Genomic DNA, 22,314 nt, shown 5'->3' with positions numbered 1-22,314 from the left:
GAAAGGGAGCTTGGGGATCAACGACCCGGGCTACTGAATAAGCGCTCTCTCAACCTGACATGGGGCAGCCTGTACTTTCGTCGCGTGTGGATTTTAACCATGTCGAGCGAGATGAATTCATGACGAACATGCGATGTATCTATCCGCAGCGGTCAGTTCAGGCATCTGTCCGATGTACATCTTGAGGCCCGCCAGCGTCGCTCAAGCGCACCAGGCCAAGTCCGCCCCTGGTTCCGGTTCGACCTACGCGGCGGGCGGAACGGCACTGCGGCTATCGTGGGGCGAAACACCGCCGCCTGCCCTTACGCTTATCGATGTAGCGCCGCTATTGGGTACTGACATCACTCAGGATTTCGATTCCGGCGGGCTTCGTATCGGGTGTGGCATCAAGCTCGAGGCTTTGCGACGTGATCCCTTGATTCGGGAGCAGGCACCGCTGCTAGCGGCAGCGTGCGATGAACTGGCCTCGCTGTCCGTCCGAAACCTCGCAACGCTCGGTGGAAACATCGGCTGGCGCTTCGGCGACACGTTGGCGCCCTTGCTGGCCATGCGAGCGGCGGTCGAATTGCACAATGGGGACAGGGTGTTGCTCAATATCTTGATGTCGAATCAGGAGTGTCCTTTGATCGTGGCCGTCCATTTGCCCGCCCATGCGCTGACTGGACCCGCGGACACTGCATCGAGCGTGTCGACGGGGTTCATCGGTTTCTACGAAAAGGTGGGGCGCCGCGCAGCCTTCACACCGTCCCGAATCGCGATTGCGCTTAGAGCAAATCTGCTGGAGGGCGGACGCCTTGGCGATGTTTGCATTGCCGCCACGGGCGCCGGGCTTGTTGCCCGTATGCTTGCCCAGACGTGCCGGATCATGGAGAGCCTATCTGCACATAGCGTGACGCCCGACGTGATACGCGACGCATGCAGGTGCGATCTACCCGAGAACCCTGCGCTGGCCCGGATTGCCAGTCGTGTCATATCCGGACATGTGAGGGAGATGACCACGAAAGGTGACAGACCGTCGATCGCCGCATGACGCCGCATATCATGCTCGATCACACGACCCTCAGTGCGCCGGACGATCCCCGGCCCGACGCACTGGCCAAGCTCGGCGGGAATCCCGGATATCCGGGCGATCGCATCAGGCCGGACCAGCTGCACGCAGCCATCCTCGGGTCCCCACACGCTCACGCGAAGATTCTTGCCATCGACACGCGTGCTGCGATGGCTTTGCCCGGCGTTCACGCGGTCGTCACGCACGCCGATATTCCCGGCTCGAAGCATCACGGCTTGCGAATCGTGGACCGGCCATTCCTGTGCATCGACAAATGCCGTTTCATAGGCGACCCGATTGCGGCGGTGGCGGCAGACACACGGGAGTTGGCGCAACAGGCGCTTGCGCTGATCGATGTCAGCTACGCGCTTCTTCCTTCGGTGTTCGATACCGAACTTGCCACGCAGCACGATGCGCCACAACTGCATGAGCGTCCGAACCTGCTGTACGAACGCCACCACCGTCACGGCAATACCGCCGCAGCGGCGCTCGAGTGCGACCACATCGTCGATCGCGACTATCGCACTCCCCGGCAGATGCATGCGTATCTTGAAACGGAAAGCGGTGTCGCCGAACCCGATGGCAATGGCGGGATCCTCATCTACTTTGGCTGCCACAATCCGGAGCGCGACCGGAAGATGATCGCGGGCATGCTGGCCTTGCATAGCGAGCGCGTCCGCGTGGTCGGTTCGCCCGTCGGCGGTTCGCACGGCGGTAAGGACGAGCTGTCTGTTCAGCCGATCCTCGCGCTGCTCGCATGGAAGACCGGGCGCCCGGTTCGCCTGCATCTACAGCGTCCTCAATCGGTCGATCTGAGCGTGAAGCGCCATTCGATGACCATCCGCATGCGAACAGGTTGCGATGCGCATGGCCGGCTTCGATTTCACGAGGCGTGGATCACTGCCGACACCGGCGCCTACGCGTCTTATGGCCCGGAAGTGCTGGATGGTGCGCGCGAACACTCGTCCGGTCCCTACAAGTACGACGCTGTCGCGCTCGAGTCTCGTCTCGTCTACACGAACAACGGTATCGCCGGCGCGTTCAGGGGATTCGGTGCGGTCCAGGTGCAATTCGCCCTCGAGCAGCAGATCGAGCAACTGGCAGCGCTTGCCCAGATCGATCCACTTGAATTTCGCCGTATGAATCTGAAGCAGCCGGACGATCCCGGGCCGCTCGATCAGGTCGTCGTGCCGTTCGATGGCGCCTCTCGCGCGCTCGACGTCATTTCGCGGCACGCGCTGTGGCAGGGCCCGCGACGATGGCGCGACGATCGATATCTGCACGGCGTGGGCATGGCGCTGATTCAGCGCAGCGACGGCTATGGAAAGGGCGGCCCGAATGGCGCGAAGCTGGCACTTGCGCTGGCCGCCGATGGATGCATCGAACTGCGCGCCAGCTTCTGCGAGCTGGGCCAGAATCTGATCGGCAGCATTTGCCGGCTGACGGCACTCGAACTCGGGTGCGATGCAGGCGACGTGCGCGCCGTGATCGGTGATTCGGCGCTGCCCGACAGCGGCGCAGTAGCCGCTTCGCGGGCTACCACGCTGGTGTGGCGGGCTATCGCTGCGGAAGGAGCGCACTGGAGCGCACAGCTATGCAATGAGGCCGCCTCGCTGAACGAGGTGCCTGTCGCAGCGCTTCGGCTCGGTCCCGGCGGCATCTGGTGTGACGATGAGCGTTACATGAGCTTCGTGGAATTGGCCGCGCGCCTGGGAGAGCGCCGGCCCGTCCTGCCGATCGACCTTGCCGGCGAAGAAACGCCCACCGAGATTGCGGGAGCGCACTATGTCTTCGGTGCGTGCGCGGCGCTCGCTCATGTGATCATCGACACCTGGACAGGCGCCATTTCAGTCGATCGGCTTGTCGTTGCGGCGGCGCTCGGGCCGGTGGTTTCGAGGCAGGGTTTTCTCGGGCAGATGGAAGGCGGCGCTCTGATCGGTCAGGGACTGGTGACCATTGAAGCGCTGCCTATGGCGAAAGGCCGCTACCTCGCGCGCAACTTCGACAGCTATTTCATACCGACATTCGCGGACGCGCCGCAAACCGAAGTCATCGCAATCGAGAACCTGATGCCGGGCGACAGGCATGGACCCCGTGGCGCCGGGGAAATCGGTGCGAATTTCGGGGCCCCCACAGTCGCCAACGCGATAGCCAGCGCACTCGGTACGCCGGTGTTCAAGCTGCCGTTTACGCCGGACGATGTTCTGGATTTTTTGGAGCAGGAAGTATGAGCGAGTCGGGTGACATGAGTGCCGCGGTCGGGACAGGCCCGGTTAGTCCGGAGCGTTTTGAACCGATCAGCTTCCGGGTGAATGAGAAGCCGGTCGTGGTTCGTTGCCCACCCGAGCGGACGCTTCTTTCGATCCTGCGCGAGGACTTCGTGCTGCCGGCGGCGAAGCCGGGCTGTGAGGTAGGGCGGTGCGGAGCCTGCATGGTCTGGCTTAACGACCATCCAGTCAACGCTTGCCTCGTCATGGCATGGCAGCTCGACGGCCAGGCCATTACAACGCTTGAGGGTCTGGAATTCGATTCCCGATGCATTCCGGTTCGCACTGCACTGGCGCGCAGTGGAGCAGTCCAGTGCGGCTATTGCTCGGCCGGGATGATGATGACACTGACCTGGCTCTATTGGAAAGCACCTTTGATCAGTGCTGCGGATGCGACCAGCCAGATGTGTGGAAACCTCTGCCGTTGCACGGGATACGGCGGGCTCCAGCGCGCTGCGGCTGTACTCTTCGGCCCTTGCGTCGAAGCGCAGCAGCATGATGAAGGCGTCAAGGGTGAGACCGCCGGCAGCCGATGTGACGACTGCTCAGAGGGAAAATAGCGCTTGTTACTGTGCAATCTCAGAGGAGCCCAATCTGTTGAATGGCTCTAGCCAGAAGGTGTGCGGCTGGTTGCACTTCTTATGGCTGTCGATTTTTTGCGTTTTTTCCAGTTTATCCGCATGAAATTGCCGCCCGGATGCAAATCAGTGATGCGCAGCAGATCACCCGATTCGCAGCTGAAACGGCTATTTTTAGGACCCGCCAAAAGGCTCACCCCGAGGCATTCCGTCAACACCACAACGTCACCGGAAATTCGAATCCTTCCGGTGACAAAACGTCATTCTTTTGCCAGATAACACGATCAAGAGTGACTGAAAGATTCCAGGTCTCCGGGCTGATTGGCGCCTTCCTGGCTAACGCAGTAGGGGCAAGTACTGCTGCAGCCACCCCCTGCCGAATCTCGCACGGACCGGTACACAATCGCATCGATCCGAGCTTCGCGAGCGATGGCCGCTAACGCCTGGCAATAGGTGTGATCGGTTTTGTCAAGAAAGTGCGGGCCGTCCGACGAAAACGCTGAGTCCCGTACATCGACCGCACTGCCTTGTACTTCTACCATGAAGAGTGTTTGCGGCAAGGTGTCGATTGAACCTAGCGCGGGCGATTCGGTGAGGAACCTCCAGCGCCAATACCCCAATTCCGCGCAGGCCGTACTGCGTTCATGCGCCGCATAGAAAACACCTGGATCGTAGGGTCGGTGAAATCGAGAGCCGTGTTTAGTCTTACTGTGTCACAAAGTTAATTTGACATTCCCACAGCAGGGACAGCGCGGAAGCCTGCCGGTGATCGCGCGGGCGATGAGTACTCGCAGCGTCGAAATCGAGTCAGGCACGTGGCGCTGGACCCGTCCGGCTGCCGCGAGGGAGGTAACCTTCGGGTAGGGAAGCCGCTTCTGGTCGAGCGCGGTTTTTTTTTGCGCCGTCCTGACCGAGCCGCTCGGTGACGAGAAAGGCGTAAGCCGCAATACACAGCGTGGCATGGTGATGGAAGCCGCGCCAGCCGCGGCCCTCGTAATGCCCGAGGCCGAACTCCTGCTTGAGCTCCTGGTAGTCTCGCTCAATACGCCAGCGCATCTTGGTGACGAAGACCAGTTGTTCCAGCGTGGCATCGGACGGCGCCGTGCTGAGGAAGTATTTCACCGGCTCGGCTTCTCCCTCGGGCCACTCGATCAGTAGCCACTCCTCGGCGCGCATCTCGGTGCCCAGGTAATCGCGGTGAGCAGGACGAACCCGCACAGCGGCGAAACGCGAGGATAGATCCGTGTTGGTACCTTCGCGCCAGGTGAGCGCACTATAGGCCTCCCGCGGCAATGCCATGGCCAGTGCCTTGACCGACACCGGCTCGTGACCCGGCTCGCGGCGCAGCTTCGTCGGCCGTATGCCGCGACCGCTCCAGGGCCTCGGTGGCAGGGGTGCGGCGCCCGGTGCCCATACCGTGGTTCCCGGCCTGATACCGACGGCATACAGCATGCCCAATTCAGTAATGCCATCGCGAAAGGCGGTTTCATCGCCATACCCAGCATCGGCCAGCACCACGCCCATGGGCACGCCCGAGGCGAGCGCCTCATGCATTTGCGCCAACGCGATTTCCGGCTTGGTCGCGAAGCTCACCTCGTCGGGCACCCCGGCTTTCTTGCGGCGCACAGGGTCAGCCGCCCAGTCCTTGGGCAGATACAGTTGATAGCCAACAGGAACGCTGCCCCGAACGCTGGCCAGCGACAAACTGACCGCCACCTGGCAGTTGTCCTGTTTGCCCAGTTGACCGCAGTATTGGCGCGCGACGCCAACTGAATGCGTGCCCTTCTTCGGGAATCCCGTGTCATCAACGATCCAGTAGCAGCCACTGTCCAGACCAAGGTCTGGCACAACCCAGTCGCGGATGCGCGTCATCACCGCGCGGTCGGACCATCCGGCCTTCGCCACGAAGTGATGCAGTGACTGATGCTTGGCTGCAACGTGCAGCGGATCGGTATGCGCTGCCAGAGGCTCAACGCTCTTGCGATGGATCGGCAGCATCAGCCCGCGACAATAGTCCTGCAATCCGGCGTTCCGATCCTCATGCCCTAACGCTGCGCACAGGTGCTCGATGTAGCGATCGAACTTCTCCAGATTTTCCATTGCAGTCCGCTGGTAAATAAGGATTCCTTATTATAGAATGAAACATAAAAGAAACTGTCGTTTTTATGACACAGTGAGATTAGAGGTCTGATAGCGAAACGGCGTGAAAAGCAACCAATGCAGTCCTAGTGCGGACGCGGGAACGGGAGGCTTTGACGCGTCAAGAAGCGCTTCGAGTTGCGCTTGCTCAGCAAGGCTGTCGACGAGCGACATCGTCGCCACTCGGTGCTGCGCTTCAACGGCGCGCCAAGCCTGTTCGCTAAACTGCCGCGCTTCAGATGCGACCGCGGTAGAGATCCAGGTATTCGACGACATTTACAAGTCCTTGCGCGGAACGAATCAAATCAACGGGACGCGCATTTAATGCGAGATTTTCGCCCGTCAGCCAGGCTTGCGCCTTTTCGCCTGATCCCACGATTGCGTCGAAGAGCGAAATAGTCGCATAAAGAGAAGCGCCATTTCCCATTCCTTACGCAGCGACTCCTCAAGCTGATAGCCGCCCGAGACTAAACGCGACGCCGACGTGCGCTGATCCCCAGCACGTCAGCGAGAATGGTCTGGCTCACCTTGAGCGCGCACGACAGCCTTGGACAGCGTCGCGCTGGAAAGCCAGCACTTCTTCTCGGCAATGCTCACAACCTCGTTGAAGAACTCGATGATTGCGTGGGCACCCACACGGCATCGTCCATCGACAGCCCGATAAACCAACGAAACAGCAGGTTATATTGAACCTGCTCCATCAACTGGCGCTCCGAGCGAACGCTATAGAGCACTTGCAACAGCATCGCGCGCAGCAGCTTCTCCGGGGCAATGCTGGGCCGCCCACCTTTGATATCAGCCTCGTACATGCCGGCAAACAAGCGATCCATCTTGGCCAGCGCGGCGTTGGCCATCTTGCGAATCGAGCGCAGCGGATGATCTGCTGGAACAAAGTCCTCCAGCTTACGCAAGGTGAACAAGTTCTCGGCAAACGTATCGGCGCCGCGCATCGCTTCTCTCAGTTGTGGCGTCTTTACTAACAACGTTTGAACTGACCTTTTGGGTGACTTCGGAGTGAGGTATTTCCGCAGTCTGTTAGGTGCTTATCCGTGAAACCGACTGTGTCGCCGATGAAGAACTCATCACGCTGCGTTCTCGGTGGTGATGCCGGTTCGACACGATCCGGGCCACTCGCGGTGTCCGGAATGATTGCCGCGTAAAGCACGCTCCAACGGCGTCGAGTTACGCTGTCTTGAATTACTGCCTGTGTCTGGCGGAGTTCAACGATGGTGCCTTGTGCCGGCGGCCCAAGCGGGTTGTCGCCAATGTAGTTGACGGACATCCCCAGATGCAGGCGTTGACGTATTTCGAGAATACGTCGCGGGTCATCAAGCATTTTGCCGATTGTAAGATAGAGACGATATAGCTCGGTGCTAGGCGCCTGCCGAAGCGAATCTAGAATGTCCATGGCGTAGAGGTGTTTTAACGGGCCAGCGGCAGGAGTTCGTGCACGCGATTGACGGGATACGACAGGATAGTCATCTTGCTACCAATTGAGCGTCAGTCCGGCCTCGGTTGCACGATGCCGATCATCATCGTCCGCATGTAAATATTGGCTGGTGGTCGAGATCGATTCGTGCCCCAGGTTGTCCCGGACGTATCGCAGATCGACTTGTCCGTTCATCATGCGAGAGCCTGTCGTATGCCGCAGCCAATGGGCAGAAGCCTGGCGCAGCCGTTCTGCGGCGCGCTCGTGCGCTTCGCCGGTCGACTGCAAGTGCCCGATCGCATTGTCGAACACCTGTTTGATGATCAGGTGTACGGCGCCGCGTGTCATCGTCCGGTATGTGCCGCCGATCGGCAACAGCAGCGGTGTCGTTTCGCCGCCATAGGGGAGGGCAGCCAGACCGTAGTGTCGGCGATAGCGTGTCAGCTCAGCCATCAGTTCGGTCGTCGCCGGCAGTAAACGTTCTTTGTCGCCTTTGCCGGTAATGGCCAGCCACCAGCGGTCCTGGCCGTCGCGATCGCGTCGCCTAAAAAAGCCGCCCATCGGATTGCTCAAGACTTCCGAAATGCGCAGACCCATCAAATACAAGAACAAGAGCGAGATCAGCCAGCGCACCCGCGCGTAGTGTTCCTGCTCGCGTGCGGTGTTACGGGGCATCGCGTCGATCGAGGTTTTGACGGCCTGCCAGAGATCGTCCTCGAGGAAGCGCGTCACGCGGGGCTTGGCCTTGCGTGCCCGTTGACGAGACAGAGACAGCGGATTGCCGGCCAGGTAGCCCGCGTTGACGAGCCACGCGAAGAGCGTATTCAGAATCACGAACGCCTGACGCTCGCTAGCTGGCGAGAGCGGGCCCGCGAACGGCCGCCAGTGGGCGTCTGCACGGGCCACTTTACGACCGGTCATGACCCCAGCGATGTGCGGGGTGCGGGTCGGCCAGAAAGCGCCTATTGAGGAGCAGTAAGCCTTCGAACCGGCGACTCGCAACGCCTCAGGGAACTCGATTCGTAGCGATGTTGCGTATGACAGGCCGATATTTTCGCCTGCTTCTCTTTGTTTAAGCGGAGATCCGGCTTTACGTTTTTTTTCTCAACGCTCCACCGCCTTGAACAACCGATTCTTATCGAGCGTGGCCGGATCAAGCGTCTTCTCGTCGCCTTCCGCAGGAAGCGTCGGGCCGGCGTCCTCCAATGCGCGGCCGGTATAGCGGCCTCTTGGCCGTATGACCTTGCCCACCCGGAGCTGCTCGATGCAATGCGCGAGCAGACCCACGCTTCGGGCCGTTGCGAACAAGGCGAACGAGGCATCGCGTGGCAACTCCAGCTGCGCCGCCAAAGCAGCAAGTGCAACGTCGATATTAGGCTTGAGCCCAGTCAGCTCAACCGCCTTGTCCATGAACGACATAAGCTCCTGAGGGGGATTCAGCACCTCGAGCAACGCGGCTGCCCGTGGATCGCCATCCGGATACAGATGATGTCCAAACCCCGGGATCGGAATGGCCGACTGCAAGTGATGGGCAACGACGTACTCCGCACCGAGTCTCAAGACGTCGTCGAACACGGCCCGCAAGTGGCCCGACGCGTCTCCATGCAGCGGGCCGGAGAGTGTCGCGAGGCCCGTCAGCAGGCATCCCGGCAACGACGCGCCGGTGGAGGCGGTAATCCTGGCGGCGAACGCCGAACTCGTGATCTCGTGATCGGCCACGAGGACCATGGCGCGCCGGACGAGTTCGGCGCCATCGCCATCCAGACCCCAACCAAGCGCGAACCGTTCATGGATCGTTTGTGCATTCGCGTCACTTCGCGCGCCGAATGCTTGCGCGATGAGTGCCACGAGACGCCCGGCTTCGACATGGAGTGCGCTGTCGGTGCGTCCAAGAGTCGAATGCCCGCAGGCCGCAAGCGCTGCCAGCGATGTGAACGCGCATTGCCTGCCTCGCTCGTCACCCAGTACCGGCACGTCGCCGACCTCGAAGGAAACAGGTGCGCTCGCATTCCAGAGAAGGGTTGCCACGTCCTCGAGCGTCGCTGTGTCCGAAAGCCGGATGCTGTCGAGTCCCCGGTAGTACGCCCGGCCTTTTGAGAAGGTGGTGATGCTGCTGTAGATGCAGGGCTCCGCACCGAATATCGTTCCGGCGGCAAGGGCTTCGCGCTTGCGTCCCACCTGTTTTTTGCGGCACAGACCGACCACGTCCTCCGCACGATAAAGGCTCTTGCGAGGGTCGTGCGGATCCGGCATGACCGCGATGGTGCCTCGACTGACATACGCATAGACAGTCTGCGCCTGCACTCCGAGTTGCCGAGCCGCTTCAGTCAGAGTGATCCAGTTTCGCATAGGGTGGCCAAGCAAGGTGATGCGGCGGAACAGGGCAGTGAGCCAGTACGATGCGGCTCGCGTCCAGCAAGGGAGCGCGACCGATCCAGTGCCAATACTGACGTTTTTTCAGGTAAAAGTCATCTCGGCGGGCCGTCGCTCCAGGATCTCGACCAGAATGTCTCCCGGCGATCGCACGAAGCAGGCTCTGACGCCCGGGCGAACCTGCTTGACCGGCTCGACGATTTCCGCCTCGCAGCGCAGCAGGTGCTCGAAAGCGGCATCGAGATCGTCCACGACCACGCCGAAATGATCGATGCCCTGCTTTTGCCCGCCATGAGGGTGGACAGTTTGGGGGTTCGCCATCGACGTGATGAAAAGGTTAATGCTGCCAATGCGCAAATCCACTCGCCCTGGACGACGCACGATCTCGGCGTTCAGACAGCGCGCAAACCAGGCAGCCGTGGCTTCGGGGTCCGCCGAGCACAGTTGCAGATGATCCCACCTGAATTCAATCATTCGTTTTCACCTGATAGTCGAGAGCGTTACAGTTCGATGCGGGAAAGCTTCCCCAGCAGCACGGAATAAGAGAGGGTCCCGATCAGGCATATCGCGCCCATCAGATTGAGTGCCCAGTAGAAGTGCCCGGTGTGGTGGGTGATGTAGCCGATCATAAGCGGCGTAGTGACGGCGGCGATGTTGGCTGCCAGGCTGGTGATGCTGCTGGTCAGTCCGACATACTGACGAGGCGCGATTTCAGAGACGGCAGCCCACGACATCGACCCGACACCCTGCGCGAAGAACGCGATCGTCAGGATAGCGATCACTCCCTCATTCGAATCGACGAAATTGACGAGCACGATAGACGCACCGAGCAACGTGCCGATGATGAGCGGCGTTTTGCGCGCAGTGGAAATTGACACACCGCGCCGGATGAAGAAGTCCGAGAGGTAGCCTGCCGAGAGAATGCCGAGCGTCGCGCCAATAAACGGAAGTGCCTGGAAAATTCCGACCTTGATGATCGACATGTGACGCGCTTCGATCAGATAGGTCATGAACCACGTGGTGAAGAAGACCAGCAGGGTGTTGTTGCAGAACTTGCCCAGGCAGATGGCGAGAATTTGCCGGTAGCCAAGCAACCTGAGGGCGACGCGCCAGTTGAACTTCTCGCGAGGCTTTCGCGCAGCCGTAGCGCCTTCATTGATGTATTGCAACTCGGCAGCATTGACGCCTCCGTGCCGATGCGGATCCCGATAAACCCGGTACCAGATAAGACTGAACAGAATGCCGAAGCCGCCCGTCACGTAAAAGACCGAGCGCCAGCCATAGGTGGCCGAGATCCACAGCAACAGGCCGGTAAACAAGGGCGTTCCAATATATTGCCCCATGACATAGACACTGGTCGCAAAGCCGCGCTCGCCAGCGGGAAACCACAGCGTCACGGCGCGTGCGTTCGAGGGGAAGGCGGGCGCTTCCAGTGCGCCTATAGCGAGCCGCGATCCCAGCAGCATGTGATAGCCGGTCGCGAGCCCCTGGGTCAGCGTGGCGAATGACCATCCGAGCAGAGACAAGCCGTAGGCGAGGCGCGAGCCGAGAATGTCGGTCAGCACGCCCCCGGGCACCAGCGCAATGGAGTAAGCCAGGCCGAATGCCGCAAATAGCTCACCCATCTGCATCTTGTCGAGCGACAAGCTCTTCGAGAGACCGGGCGCAACGATGCCGAGTGCCGAGCGGTCCACGTAATTCAGAATGGTTGCCATGAGCAACATCGAGAGCACGACGTATCGCACTCTGGAGCGCTTCGTGGAATCCGCGTAAGCCGGGTGTCGCGCCGGCAGGGTGTGTTCCTCTACGACTTTCATCGGTGTCTCCTGAACATTAGCCTGTTATTTTTTTATTTGGCGAAAGGGTGATTTATCAGCGGCAGACTTATCCGCGGCCGACAAACGGCATGGTGGTCGCCATGATGGTCATGTTGAGAACATTGACATCGAGCGGAAGACTGGCCATGTGCACAACCGCATTCGCCACGTGCGTCACATCCATTCTTGCTTCGGGCGCCATGCTTCCATTTGCCTGCATGACGCCGCTGTTCATGCGTTCCGTGAGCGATGTCGCCGCGTTGCCAATATCGATCTGGCTACAGGCGATGTTGAATGCGCGTCCGTCCAGCGCAATCGATTTGGTAATGCCGGTGACGGCATGTTTCGTTGCGGAGTACGCGATCGTATGGGGCCTCGGCGAGTGGGCCGAGATCGATCCGTTGTTGATGATCCGGCCGCCTTGAGGCGACTGCGCTTTCATCAAGCGATAAGCCGCTTGAGCGCACAGGAAGACCCCGGTCAGATTGGTGGCTACAACGTCGTTCCAGAAATCGACCTCGTAATCTTCCAGGGGAACGGCTCCCGCGTTGCGGCCCGCATTGTTGAAGAGCACGTCGAGCCGGCCGAATGCCTGGGAAATCTGTGAAAACGCATGCTCGACTGATGCGGCGTCGGCAACGTCGGCCTGGACTACAAGTGCTTCTCCGCCGGCCGTGGTTATTGCCTCCTTTGTTTCCGACAGCGGGCCGCTTCTGCGCCCGATCAGCGTGACGGCGAAGCCCGCGTTGGCGAGCGCCACGGCGGCGGCGCGGCCGATGCCGGAACCGGCGCCCGTCCCGGCTGCGAATTTGTTCGATGCAGGCATGTCACTTCCTCTCGACAAGTCAGTTAGGTATGGCAAACAGAGTTGCATTCGTGCATGCATTGAGCAATCTTGATTCAATGAATCAACATCCGAAGCCTTGCTGACACATGCCGTCATAGGGTTTTCCTGATGCGCTGATTGCCACTTACAGGATTGAGGGTGTCCGCAGATTGCGGCGTAGCGGAGGCCCCGTGACGAACCAGGGCAAATAAGGGACGATTCATTTCCGATAAGTTGATTCATTCAATCAACATTGACGGCGCTGTCTGCGGGTCCGTAGTCTCTCGACATCTCTCCATCCAAGGAAAACCATGTCGGAAAATAAACGCACCAGGCTGTTGATTGCGCGAAAGGTTCCCACCGTTGTGGCGAATCGCGCAGAGGCCGAATTCCATGCCTTCGTCACCGAGTCGGACATGGACTCGTGGTCTGTCGTCGACTTCTGCAAGAAGCACGACGTGCCGGCTGTCCTGATCGGGAAGAAGTCCGGTTTGCAGGCGGAGCACATTGCGGCGCTGCCCTCGACGGTCAGGATCGTTGCGAACGCGAGCGCGGGCTTCGATCACATGGACGTGGCTGCAGCGCGGGCGAGGGGAATCGTCGTCACCAACGCACCCGATGCGTTGACCGAATGTACGGCCGATTTCTCCATGCTGCTTGTGCTGGCCGCCTGCCGCCGTGCGTCGGAGTACGAACGAATCATGCGCAAAGGCTGGGGAAAATCGTTCGGCATGACCGAGATGCTGGGTACCCGCGTGAATGGCAAGACGCTCGGCATTGTCGGATTCGGGCGTATCGGCCGGTCCGTCGCGAAGCGTGCGCAAGCCTTCGGCATGCGCGTGATTTACACGGACATCGGCCGTGCGGCTCCGTCGCTGGAGAATGGCGCAACGTTTTACGCCAGCCTCGACGACATGCTGCCGCATTGTCAGGTGCTCACGCTGCACGTGCCGGCGGGAAGCGTCCCGTTGATGACGAAAAACGAGTTTGAACGCTTGCCCGCAGGCGCAGTTTTTATTAACGCGGCGCGTGGTGGCCTGGTGGACGAAGATGCGCTCTACGAAGCCCTGACTTCAGGACATTTGTTCAGCGCGGGTCTGGACGTGTACCGGAACGAGCCGCATGTTGACAAGCGCTTCGCAGAACTCGACAACGTGTTTCTGTCGCCCCATATGGCAAGCGCCACGATGGAGACCCGCGACCAGATGGGGCTTACGGCGCTAGACAATATCGCCGCTGTGCTGGACGGGCGGCCGGCCTTGAATCAGGTCTGAGGCCGGACTTCCCCGACTTAAAGCTCGCAATGCGCGCGCGGCTGAAGATGTTTCAACTGCGCGCCAATCGCAAGTTGCTTGATTCGATGCTCTTCTCGTCTTTCCTACCTGAATCGGACTTTGTGTTCACTCAGGTTTGAGAACGCTCAGTGATTTCATGCGATGGCCGGATCGCGCAAGACCACGCGCTGGATGCGTTTGACAATGACGAGATAGCTAAAAATCGTCAGCACGGCGTTGATGCCGACAAAGACCAGGGCGCCGTTAAAAGAGCCGCCGCTCGTGGCCACCAGGTAACCGATCACGATTGGCGTGACGATGCCTGCCACATTGCCGAACATGTTGAAGATGGATCCGGACAGGCCAATGGCCTCCTTAGGTGACGTATCGGCAACGACGGCCCAGCCCAATGCGCCAATACCCTTTCCAAAAAATGCCAGCGACATCAACGCAACGACGACCCAGTCGGTCGTTACGTAGTTGCAGCCAATGATTGAAACGGATAAGAGCATCCCGCCGACGATCGGGAGTTTCCGTGCGAGGGTGAGCGAGTGACCCCGGCGTATCAATGCATCGGAAAAGACACCGCCGAGAACGCCGCCGGTAAATCCGCAAATCGCAGGCAGGGAAGCAGTCAGTCCGGCCTGCAGGATCGTCATATGGCGCGCCTGCACGAGGTAGATGGGAAACCACGTGAGGAAGAAGTAGGTCAGCACATTGATGCAATACTGGGCGAGATAAACGCCCAGCAACATGCGATTAGTGAGCAACTGGCGAACGTAAAACCAGCTACCGACCTGGCGCGCCACGCCGGCATTTCCCTTCGATGCAGGGGAAACAAGACCACCGCCTTTCTCTATGTGCTCAAGCTCCGCCTTGTTGACACCCGGATGATCACCCGGGTTCTTCATGACTTTAAGCCATGTCAGTGCCAGCAGGATTCCACCTGCACCCATCACCATGTAGACATGTTGCCAACCGTATGTGTGAGTAATCCACGCCATGAGCGGCGTAAAAATGACAGCCGCAAAATATTGAGCAGAATTAAAGATCGCGGATGCAGTTCCACGTTCAGCGGTTGGAAACCAGCTTGCGACCACCTTCGCATTGGCGGGGAAAGCGGGTGCCTCTGCCATGCCCATCGCAAAACGTAAAACGAACAGCGCGATCACCGCGCTGGCAGCCGTGCCGGCAAGCCCGATCGAGCTTTGCAGAAAGGTGAAGACTGACCAAAGGAAGATGCTTGCTGCATAGACGCGGCGGGCTCCGAATCGATCAAGAAGCCAGCCTGCAGGCAACTGCGAGAGCACATACGCCCAGCTGAAGGCCGAGAAGATATAGCCCATCTTGATGGCGTCAAAGCCAAACTCGGTTCGCATGGCCGAGCCGGTAATGGATAGCGTTGCCCGGTCCGCGTAATTGAACGTCGTGATGACGAAAATCATCAGCAAGATGACGTATCTGACTTTAGTGCGCTTGACCACGCCTGCGGAGCTGGCAGTTCGGCTGAGTTCCATTTGGGCTTTTCGCGTTGATATGTGTCGGGTTGTGTGGCGTCACCACGAAAAAATGCCCGCCAGCACAACGTCGGCGAGCACCGGGGCAGCCACTCAATCTGAATAGTGCTGGTTGAGCTCTGGTTGAGCTCGGCTGATGGTCACTGAGCGCCGAGCGACTTGATAAGCCCATCGAGTTGCGCCATTTCGTCTTCAGTCAGGTCCGTCAGCGGTGCGCGAACCGGGCCGCCGCTGTGCCCGACCAGCGTGGCGCCTGCCTTCACAATGCTGACGGCGTAGCCCGCTTTCCGGTTCCGGATGGCCAGATAGGGCAGGAAAAACTGATCGATGAGCCTGTCAGTCGTTACGTGGTCTTCCGCTGCAATGGCGCGATAAAAGTCCATCGCGGTTTTCGGAATGAAGTTGAACACGGCGGACGAATAGACGGGCACCCCCAGCGCCTTATAGGCCGCCGCATAGACTTCCGCTGTCGGCAGGCCGCCCAGATAGGAAAACCGGTCGCCAAGACGGCGACGGATGGTCACCATGTTCTCGATCTCGCCCACGCCATCTTTAAAGCCGATCAGATTGGGGCAGGAATCCGCCAGGCGCTCGAGTGCGTCCGCGTTCAGTTTGGAGTTAGCACGGTTATAGACGATCACGCCTATATTGGGCACTGCCTTGCACACTTCCTCGACGTGCCTGGCAATTCCATCGATGCTGGCTTCGGTCAGGTAGTGCGGCATGAGCAGGATCCCGTTTGCACCCAGGCGTTCGGCTTCCTTCGCATACTGGATTGCGACGCGCGTAGCTCCGCCGGCGCCAGCCAGGATAGGTACTTTGCCTTTGCAGGTTTCTGCCGCAGTCTTGACGACGCTGGAGTATTCCGCTTGGGTCAGCGAGAAAAACTCGCCCGTTCCGCCGGCTACGAAAAGGGCGGTTGCGCCGTAAGGCGCGAGCCACTCGAGCCGCTCCGCGAACGTATCGGCTCGGAAGTCGCCGTTCTTGTCAAAGTCGGTGAGAGGAAAGGAGAGCAGGCCTTCGGAAACAATCGCCTTCAGTTCTTGCGGAGTTGTCATGATGGACACCAGATGTTTGATTTGGGTTCGCATTTTTCTTATACGTCATCGTACAACATGAAATGAACGTATTCAAGCCAAAATCTAGTACGCATATAACGAAAAGGGTAAACGCTATGTCGCCGAGGTGACGAAGGTGTCATAGGATGTCGTATGATATCTACGTGCCGTACATAGTCGGCGCGTTAAGGACTTGATCACATGGAACAGTCTCCGCATTACATCTTGGTGCATGGCGCCGATAACGTCGCGATCGTTGTCAACGACGGCGGCCTGGGCGAAGGGGCAGTGTTTGCGGATGGGCTCGTCCTGCGCGAGCGCGTACCGCAGGGCCATAAAGTCGCACTGGTGGATTTGGCCGAAGGCGATGAGGTGATTCGCTATAACGTCGTGATTGGCTACGCGAACAGGGCGCTGCCGAAAGGCAGCTGGATTAACGAGCATGTGATCCGGATGCCGGCGCCGCCGGAGCTGAACAATTTGCCGATTGCCACGCGCAAGGCGCCCGACATGCCCTCGCTTGAGGGCTACACGTTCGAGGGTTACCGGAATGCGGACGGTTCAGTCGGTTCGCGCAACATTCTGGCGATAACAACGACCGTGCAATGCGTCGCGGACGTCGTAGCGCACGCGGTGACGCGGATCAAGACAGAACTGCTGCCGCGATTCCCGAACGTCGATGACGTAGTGGGGCTGGGCCACACCTATGGGTGCGGGGTCGCAATCGACGCCCCTGACGCGATGATCCCGATTCGCACCGTCCGCAATATCAGCTTGAACCCCAACTTTGGCGGTGAAGTCATGATGGTGAGCCTGGGCTGCGAGAAACTGCAGCCCGAGCGGCTGATGCCCCCCGGCACGATCCCGATCGCTTCCTTGGACAATGACGTAGCTGATATCGGTGACAACGAAGGTGCATTGAACGGCGGCACCGTGGTGCTGCAGGACGACGAGCACGTCGGGTTCGAATCCATGATTAGGTCGATCATGACAATGGCCGAATCGCATCTCGCCCGGCTGAACAATCGTCGTCGCGAGACGTGTCCCGCATCGGATCTGGTTATCGGAGTGCAATGCGGCGGCAGCGATGCTTTTTCGGGGTTGACCGCCAATCCCGCCGTCGGTTTTGCGACTGACCTGCTCGTGCGCGCCGGCGCAACCGTAATGTTCTCGGAGGTGACGGAGGTACGTGATGGCGTCGATCAACTGACGAGCCGGGCGGCCACGCCGGAAGTGGCGCATGCCATCATCCGCGAGATGCAGTGGTACGACGATTACCTGAAGCGCGGTGGCGCCGATCGCAGTGCGAACACGACACCGGGCAACAAGAAAGGCGGATTGTCGAACATCGTCGAAAAGGCGATGGGCTCGATCATCAAGTCCGGAAACTCCGCCATCTCGGGCGTGCTCTCGCCCGGAGAAAAGGTCAGGCAGAAGGGCTTGATTTATGCGGCCACGCCCGCCAGTGATTTCATTTGCGGCACGCTGCAGCTGGCAGCCGGCATCAATCTGCATGTGTTCACCACGGGGCGTGGCACGCCCTACAGCCTGGCCGAAGTCCCGGTCATCAAGATGGCCACGCGCAGTGACCTGGCCCGCCGCTGGCACGATCTGATGGATATCGATGCGGGCCGGATCGCCACGGGCGACGCGACAATCGAAGATGTCGGCTGGGAGCTCTTTCGCTTGATGCTGGACGTCGCGAGCGGTCGCAAACAAACGTGCGCCGAAAAGTTGAAGCTGCATAACGCGCTGGTGCTTTTCAATCCGGCGCCGGTGACCTGAGACAGGCGATTTGCCCGGCAGATAGGGACAACGCACGTGCATGGTCGGTCGACCTCGCCGTTAGTAAAGACCCCCAACTGAGAGAAGCGATGCGCGGCGCCGATACGTTTGCCGAGAACTTGTTCACCTTGCGTAAGCTGGAGGACTTTGTTCCAGCAGATCATCCGCTGCGCTCGATTCGCAAGATGGCCAACGCCGCGCTGGCCAAGATGGATCGCTTGTTTGCCGGCATGTACGAGGCTGATATCAAAGGTGGGCGGCCCAGCATTGCCCCGGAGAAGCTGCTGCGCGCGATGCTGTTGCAAGTGCTCTATAGCGTTCGCTCGGAGCGCCAGTTGATGGAGCAGGTTCAATATAACCTGCTGTTTCGTTGGTTTATCGGGCTGTCGATGGACGATGCCGTGTGGGTGCCCACCGTCTTCACAGAGTTCATCAAGGCTTGCCAGGAAATGAACATCACGCCTCACGTGGCGCAAAACAAGTCAGGCCGCCAGTCGGCAGTGCCCGAGTCAATCGCCGGAAGTGCGGGCTATGCGGTGTCGCAGCAAAAGCGCAAGCTGATCGAACAGGGTTTTGGCTGGGCCAAGAGCATCGGCGGTATGCGCCAGGTGATGGTGCGCGGCTTGAAGAAGGTCGATCAGATGTTCGTGCTGACGATGGCCGCGTACAACCTCGTGCGCATGCGCACCTTGGGACAACTCCGTGCGTTGCAGCCGCAGTGAACCAAAAATGCGCAAGAGAACGTCATAAACAGGTCCGAAAACCAAAATTAACCGGCCCATATTCCAAACTATGAGACATCCCCCGCCGAAAATTCTGATCACGCTCATGGCTCAGTAAAGTCGGCCTGTATTTCCGCAGCCTGCTAGGCGGTCCAGCCTATTTAGTTTTGCATAAGCGGGAATTAATATAAAAAACGCGGCCTAAAGGCCGCGCTAAAAAGATGAAAAAGACACCCTTGTTCAAAGGGCGACTTACTGTCGGAGTTAGCGCCGCGCACGACAATAGCAATCAGAGGAAGAATTAATTGCGTTAAATGATGTGAAACTTTTTCACCGTTTATATCTGCAAAATCCTGTAGAGCCTTACCGGGAAATCCTGTCACGGCGACGTGGCATATACGCAACGGATAGCGCTTGACACAAACTTTATACATCCGATGTGAACGTAGTTTCCCCTTTATCTACCTGCACTTATCTGCTGGTGCTTTCGCTATTCCGGATTCAGAAAACATTATTGCGTGAGACGCGCCTAAAGGGAATTCATCCGCGGGAATACACTGCGCAGCGGATCGCCAATAGATCATCGGCGATTACTTGAATATGATTCTGTCGCAATGTTTCGGAGCTTTAAAAATCATGAAGAAAACCCTCATCGCCGCGAGCCTCATGAGCGTGTTCGCCATCACCGCTCACGCACAAAGCAGCGTCACGCTTTACGGCACGCTAGATGCCGGCCTTGTGTTTGCAAACAACCAAGGCGGCCATAGCAACTGGCAACAAGGCAGCGGCTCGGTATCGAACACGTACTTCGGCTTGCGCGGCAGTGAAGATCTGGGCAGCGGTCTGCACGCAATCTTCACGTTGGAAAGCGGCTTCAACCTGAACAACGGCCAGTTCAGCGAAAACAATACGATCTTCAATCGTCAGGCTTTCGTCGGTCTGCAAAGCAACCAGTACGGTACGGTGACGCTGGGCCGTCAATACGACTCGGTGGTCGACTATTTGGCGCCGCTGTCGGAGGCCGGCGCAGGCTATGGCAACAACCTTGCCGCTCACCCGTTCGATAACGACAACCTCGACAACTCGTTCTCGGTCAAGAACGCAGTGAAGTACCAGAGCGCGAACTACGGCGGCGTGAAGTTCGGCGGCCTCTATGGCTTCAGCAACGCAGCCGGCCAGTTCTCGAACAATCGTGCATGGAGCGCAGGTGCTTCGTATGGCAATGGTCCGCTGAGCGTCGCAGCCGCTTACCTGCAACTGAACAACTCAGGCAGCAACAACGTGGGTGGCGCTATATCACAAGGCGACGGCACGGCAGCGATCGCCGCACAACAGCAACGCACCTACGGCGCCGGACTCAACTACGCTTACGGCCCGGCTAACGTCGGTCTCGTGTACACGCATACGCAACTGGATGGCATCACCGGCGTGAACGTCGGCGGCACGACGCTGCCGGGCGTGGCCGGCACGAACCTGCATATGGACAACTACGAAGTGAATGGCCGTTATGCGCTGACGCCGGCCATAAGCCTTGCTGCTGCATACACGTTCACCGACGGCAAGGTGTCGGGTTCGAACGGTTCGGGCGATCCGAAGTGGCAAACAGCATCGCTGCAAGGTGATTACTCGCTGAGCAAGCGTACTGACGTGTACCTGGAAGGCGTGTATCAGCACGCATCGGGTGAACTCGGCAACTTCGGTGCGAACGTTGCGTCGATCAACACGTTGTCGCCGTCCTCAACCGCCAATCAGACGGTCGTCGCGGTGGGCATGCGTCACCGCTTCTAAGGTGATTTTCCATTAGTACACGCGCGCATGAAACGATCGTGCGCGCGTTTTTTTTGAGGCCGTAAACGTCGTGTCCCTGCGCGACGAACATCTCTCCACGAACAGGAAACGCCAGAATCTGTTACCACCGGTTCGCGAACCGGTGCATCTTGACGCTTGCCAAGGCGCCATCCGGATAGAACGGCTCGCTTTCCATCCATTCCCAAGCAGCCTTGAGGTCGCTGAAATCGGCAACAATCAGTGAATCTGCAAAGCTACCGTCTTCATGAACTCCCGAAAGAAGGACTAGGCAAGTTTTGGCGACACTTGTGGCGGTTGTATTTTACATAAGGTTATGACCGATTTTTTTGGATTGTAGCGGCTATCACCCGCTTCGCATTTCTACGACAATCCGTCGCGATCCAAGCCGCTTCTGTTACGCCTGCTCACCGCGCTCGGAAAACCGGCGAACATTTGCTTAAAACGATAGCAATAAAGACTCATGCCCGCGGTCGCTCTCGGGGATGGGATTTGGTTCGGGGGTAATTTGTTGGCACGGGATGCATTGCTTGTGTCCTTTGCAACTAAAAGCCACTAACGCAACTGATAATTTTTCATCTCAACTGCAGTGGGTTTTTGTTGCTTCTTGGTCTATGTGCGTAAGGATTAATCTGGTGGCGCTGGTTTGCCTAAATCCCCAGCATCTGCGCCATCGCCCGTACTGCATTGGACGTGGAATTCAGTAGGCCCGATGCTTTCATCAGGTCTTGTCGCATGGCCGCGTTGCCGTCGTGAAAAAACCGGTTCGGACCGGTCACGACGATAGCGCCCAGCGCGCGGCCGGACGGCGCGGTCAGCGCCGTTCCCACTGCGCTGATACCGGCGACGTTCTCGTTGTCGTTAGTCGCCCAGCCCCGGCCCCGTACCAAGTCCAGCTCCGCAAAAAGCGTGGTCCGGTCCGTGACGGTGCGTTCCGTGCGCGCTGCGTAGGGCTCCGGTCCGATCAACGCGTCGCGTTGCTCGGGTGTGCGATGACTCAGCAGAATCTTTCCTGAAACCGACGCATGCAGCGGCGCGGTAACCGTTGTGTCGAAATACGGCGCGACGCTGTAGTTGCCCGCGACGCATTCCAGCGTCGCCCGCAAATTGCCAAAGAACACGATCAACAGCACGGACGGACCATGGCGCTCCTGCAAGTCACGCATGAGTGGCGTCGTATCCCGGCGCAAGCGACTCAGCGGATGCTCAAGTGGCAGCGGGCACGCCGCGCGGGGTGTCGGGCAATACAGCGCACCTTCCCGGTAGACATAACCGGCGAGATCAAGCGACTGAAGCAGCCGGTGACAAGTGCTCGCAGGCAAGGCCACGCTGTCCGCGATCTCCTGAAGACTGAGCGGCCGGGCCGCCTCATGCAGCCGCGAAAGGATGTTCAACCCGCGGGCAAGCGCGCCGCTGTCGGTATCGCGTCGCTCGGTGACGCTTTCGTCTCGGATAACGTCCGCCATGTCTAGCAAACTCCGGCTGAGCAAGGGATAAGCCGGCAGTCTTGCGGGTACGCGTCAAAGCCGATTGAGCAGAATTGCATATATGAATTGCTTGGTTGGTGAGTTGGGGAAAGCCCCATAGAATTCAAAAAACGGAAAAATCATTCCGAAATATTGTACAGCCTGATGTTCTTTCCGGCAGCGTACAACGCCTGCTAATTAGCTGAAAC

The 22,314-nt window shown here is 59.0% G+C and carries 16 protein-coding genes and 4 pseudogenes; 7 read left to right on the top strand and 13 right to left on the bottom strand.

What is annotated here, in order from left to right:
• Nucleotides 1-133 precede the first annotated feature (133 nt).
• The 3 genes from ACSQ36_RS26485 to ACSQ36_RS26475 are packed head-to-tail and all read left to right on the top strand — an operon-like array spanning nt 134 to nt 3,875.
• Complete coding sequence (locus ACSQ36_RS26485; protein WP_436184252.1) at nt 134-1,030, top strand: FAD binding domain-containing protein; 897 nt, start codon at nt 134-136, stop codon at nt 1,028-1,030.
• Complete coding sequence (locus ACSQ36_RS26480) at nt 1,027-3,279, top strand: xanthine dehydrogenase family protein molybdopterin-binding subunit (protein WP_436184251.1); 2,253 nt, start codon at nt 1,027-1,029, stop codon at nt 3,277-3,279. The genes ACSQ36_RS26485 and ACSQ36_RS26480 overlap by 4 nt, the downstream gene beginning before the upstream one ends.
• Complete coding sequence (locus tag ACSQ36_RS26475) at nt 3,276-3,875, top strand: (2Fe-2S)-binding protein (RefSeq protein ID WP_436184250.1); 600 nt, start codon at nt 3,276-3,278, stop codon at nt 3,873-3,875. The genes ACSQ36_RS26480 and ACSQ36_RS26475 overlap by 4 nt, the downstream gene beginning before the upstream one ends.
• A 302-nt stretch (nt 3,876-4,177) precedes the next feature.
• Here the strand turns inward: ACSQ36_RS26475 and ACSQ36_RS26470 are convergent.
• The 9 genes and pseudogenes from ACSQ36_RS26470 to ACSQ36_RS26430 all read right to left on the bottom strand — a co-directional run.
• Nucleotides 4,178-4,537: pseudogene (locus ACSQ36_RS26470) on the bottom strand (RES family NAD+ phosphorylase); the annotation flags it as partial.
• 163 nt (nt 4,538-4,700) lie between these two features.
• A complete protein-coding gene (locus ACSQ36_RS26465; RefSeq protein ID WP_436184249.1) occupies nt 4,701-5,993 on the bottom strand; it encodes an IS701 family transposase in 1,293 nt (430 codons plus the stop codon).
• A gap of 274 nt (nt 5,994-6,267) precedes the next feature.
• Complete coding sequence (locus tag ACSQ36_RS26460; RefSeq protein ID WP_436184248.1) at nt 6,268-6,459, bottom strand: MbcA/ParS/Xre antitoxin family protein; 192 nt, start codon at nt 6,457-6,459, stop codon at nt 6,268-6,270.
• 122 nt (nt 6,460-6,581) lie between these two features.
• Nucleotides 6,582-6,982 (bottom strand): annotated as a pseudogene (locus ACSQ36_RS26455) (transposase); the annotation flags it as partial.
• A gap of 536 nt (nt 6,983-7,518) precedes the next feature.
• Nucleotides 7,519-8,437 (bottom strand): annotated as a pseudogene (locus ACSQ36_RS26450) (tyrosine-type recombinase/integrase); the annotation flags it as partial.
• A 128-nt stretch (nt 8,438-8,565) separates the two neighbouring features.
• Nucleotides 8,566-9,810, bottom strand: a complete 1,245-nt coding sequence (locus ACSQ36_RS26445) for a citrate/2-methylcitrate synthase (protein ID WP_436184247.1) — start codon at nt 9,808-9,810, stop codon at nt 8,566-8,568.
• Nucleotides 9,811-9,918: 108 nt separating this feature from the next.
• The gene (locus ACSQ36_RS26440; protein WP_436184246.1) at nt 9,919-10,308 is read right to left on the bottom strand and encodes a VOC family protein; all 390 of its coding nucleotides are present in this window, start codon (nt 10,306-10,308) and stop codon (nt 9,919-9,921) included.
• Nucleotides 10,309-10,334: 26 nt separating this feature from the next.
• A complete protein-coding gene (locus tag ACSQ36_RS26435; RefSeq protein WP_213763550.1) occupies nt 10,335-11,651 on the bottom strand; it encodes an MFS transporter in 1,317 nt (438 codons plus the stop codon).
• Nucleotides 11,652-11,718: 67 nt separating this feature from the next.
• Nucleotides 11,719-12,477, bottom strand: coding sequence for an SDR family oxidoreductase (locus ACSQ36_RS26430; protein ID WP_436184245.1), 759 nt, complete (start codon nt 12,475-12,477; stop codon nt 11,719-11,721).
• 311 nt (nt 12,478-12,788) lie between these two features.
• On the opposite strand from ACSQ36_RS26430, the gene ACSQ36_RS26425 reads away from it, so the two are divergent.
• Complete coding sequence (locus ACSQ36_RS26425; RefSeq protein ID WP_213763548.1) at nt 12,789-13,751, top strand: 2-hydroxyacid dehydrogenase; 963 nt, start codon at nt 12,789-12,791, stop codon at nt 13,749-13,751.
• Nucleotides 13,752-13,906: 155 nt separating this feature from the next.
• Here the strand turns inward: ACSQ36_RS26425 and ACSQ36_RS26420 are convergent, their stop codons facing one another.
• Together ACSQ36_RS26420 and kdgD are read right to left on the bottom strand one after the other, a co-directional pair.
• The gene (locus tag ACSQ36_RS26420) at nt 13,907-15,268 is read right to left on the bottom strand and encodes an MFS transporter (protein ID WP_213763547.1); all 1,362 of its coding nucleotides are present in this window, start codon (nt 15,266-15,268) and stop codon (nt 13,907-13,909) included.
• Between the two features lie 140 nt (nt 15,269-15,408).
• Complete coding sequence (gene kdgD, locus ACSQ36_RS26415; protein ID WP_213763546.1) at nt 15,409-16,326, bottom strand: 5-dehydro-4-deoxyglucarate dehydratase; 918 nt, start codon at nt 16,324-16,326, stop codon at nt 15,409-15,411.
• A gap of 201 nt (nt 16,327-16,527) precedes the next feature.
• Between kdgD and garD the strand changes: the two genes are divergently transcribed.
• The 3 genes from garD (at nt 16,528) to ACSQ36_RS26400 (ending at nt 20,621) form a co-directional block, all read left to right on the top strand.
• Nucleotides 16,528-18,111: a galactarate dehydratase gene (gene garD / locus ACSQ36_RS26410; protein WP_436184244.1), complete on the top strand. Its 1,584-nt coding sequence runs from the start codon at nt 16,528-16,530 to the stop codon at nt 18,109-18,111.
• Nucleotides 18,112-18,200: 89 nt separating this feature from the next.
• Nucleotides 18,201-18,833, top strand: coding sequence for a transposase (locus tag ACSQ36_RS26405; protein ID WP_436184243.1), 633 nt, complete (start codon nt 18,201-18,203; stop codon nt 18,831-18,833).
• Between the two features lie 636 nt (nt 18,834-19,469).
• Nucleotides 19,470-20,621, top strand: coding sequence for a porin (locus ACSQ36_RS26400; RefSeq protein ID WP_213769304.1), 1,152 nt, complete (start codon nt 19,470-19,472; stop codon nt 20,619-20,621).
• Between the two features lie 121 nt (nt 20,622-20,742).
• Here the strand turns inward: ACSQ36_RS26400 and ACSQ36_RS26395 are convergent.
• Both ACSQ36_RS26395 and ACSQ36_RS26390 read right to left on the bottom strand, forming a co-directional pair.
• Nucleotides 20,743-20,877 (bottom strand): annotated as a pseudogene (locus ACSQ36_RS26395) (YciI family protein); the annotation flags it as partial.
• 412 nt (nt 20,878-21,289) lie between these two features.
• A complete protein-coding gene (locus ACSQ36_RS26390; protein WP_213766925.1) occupies nt 21,290-22,105 on the bottom strand; it encodes an IclR family transcriptional regulator in 816 nt (271 codons plus the stop codon).
• Nucleotides 22,106-22,314: the final 209 nt, after the last annotated feature.

This window comes from Caballeronia sp. LjRoot34 (genome assembly GCF_964253815.1).
Taxonomy (GTDB): domain Bacteria; phylum Pseudomonadota; class Gammaproteobacteria; order Burkholderiales; family Burkholderiaceae; genus Caballeronia.
This window is presented reverse-complemented; position numbering and strand designations above follow the sequence as displayed.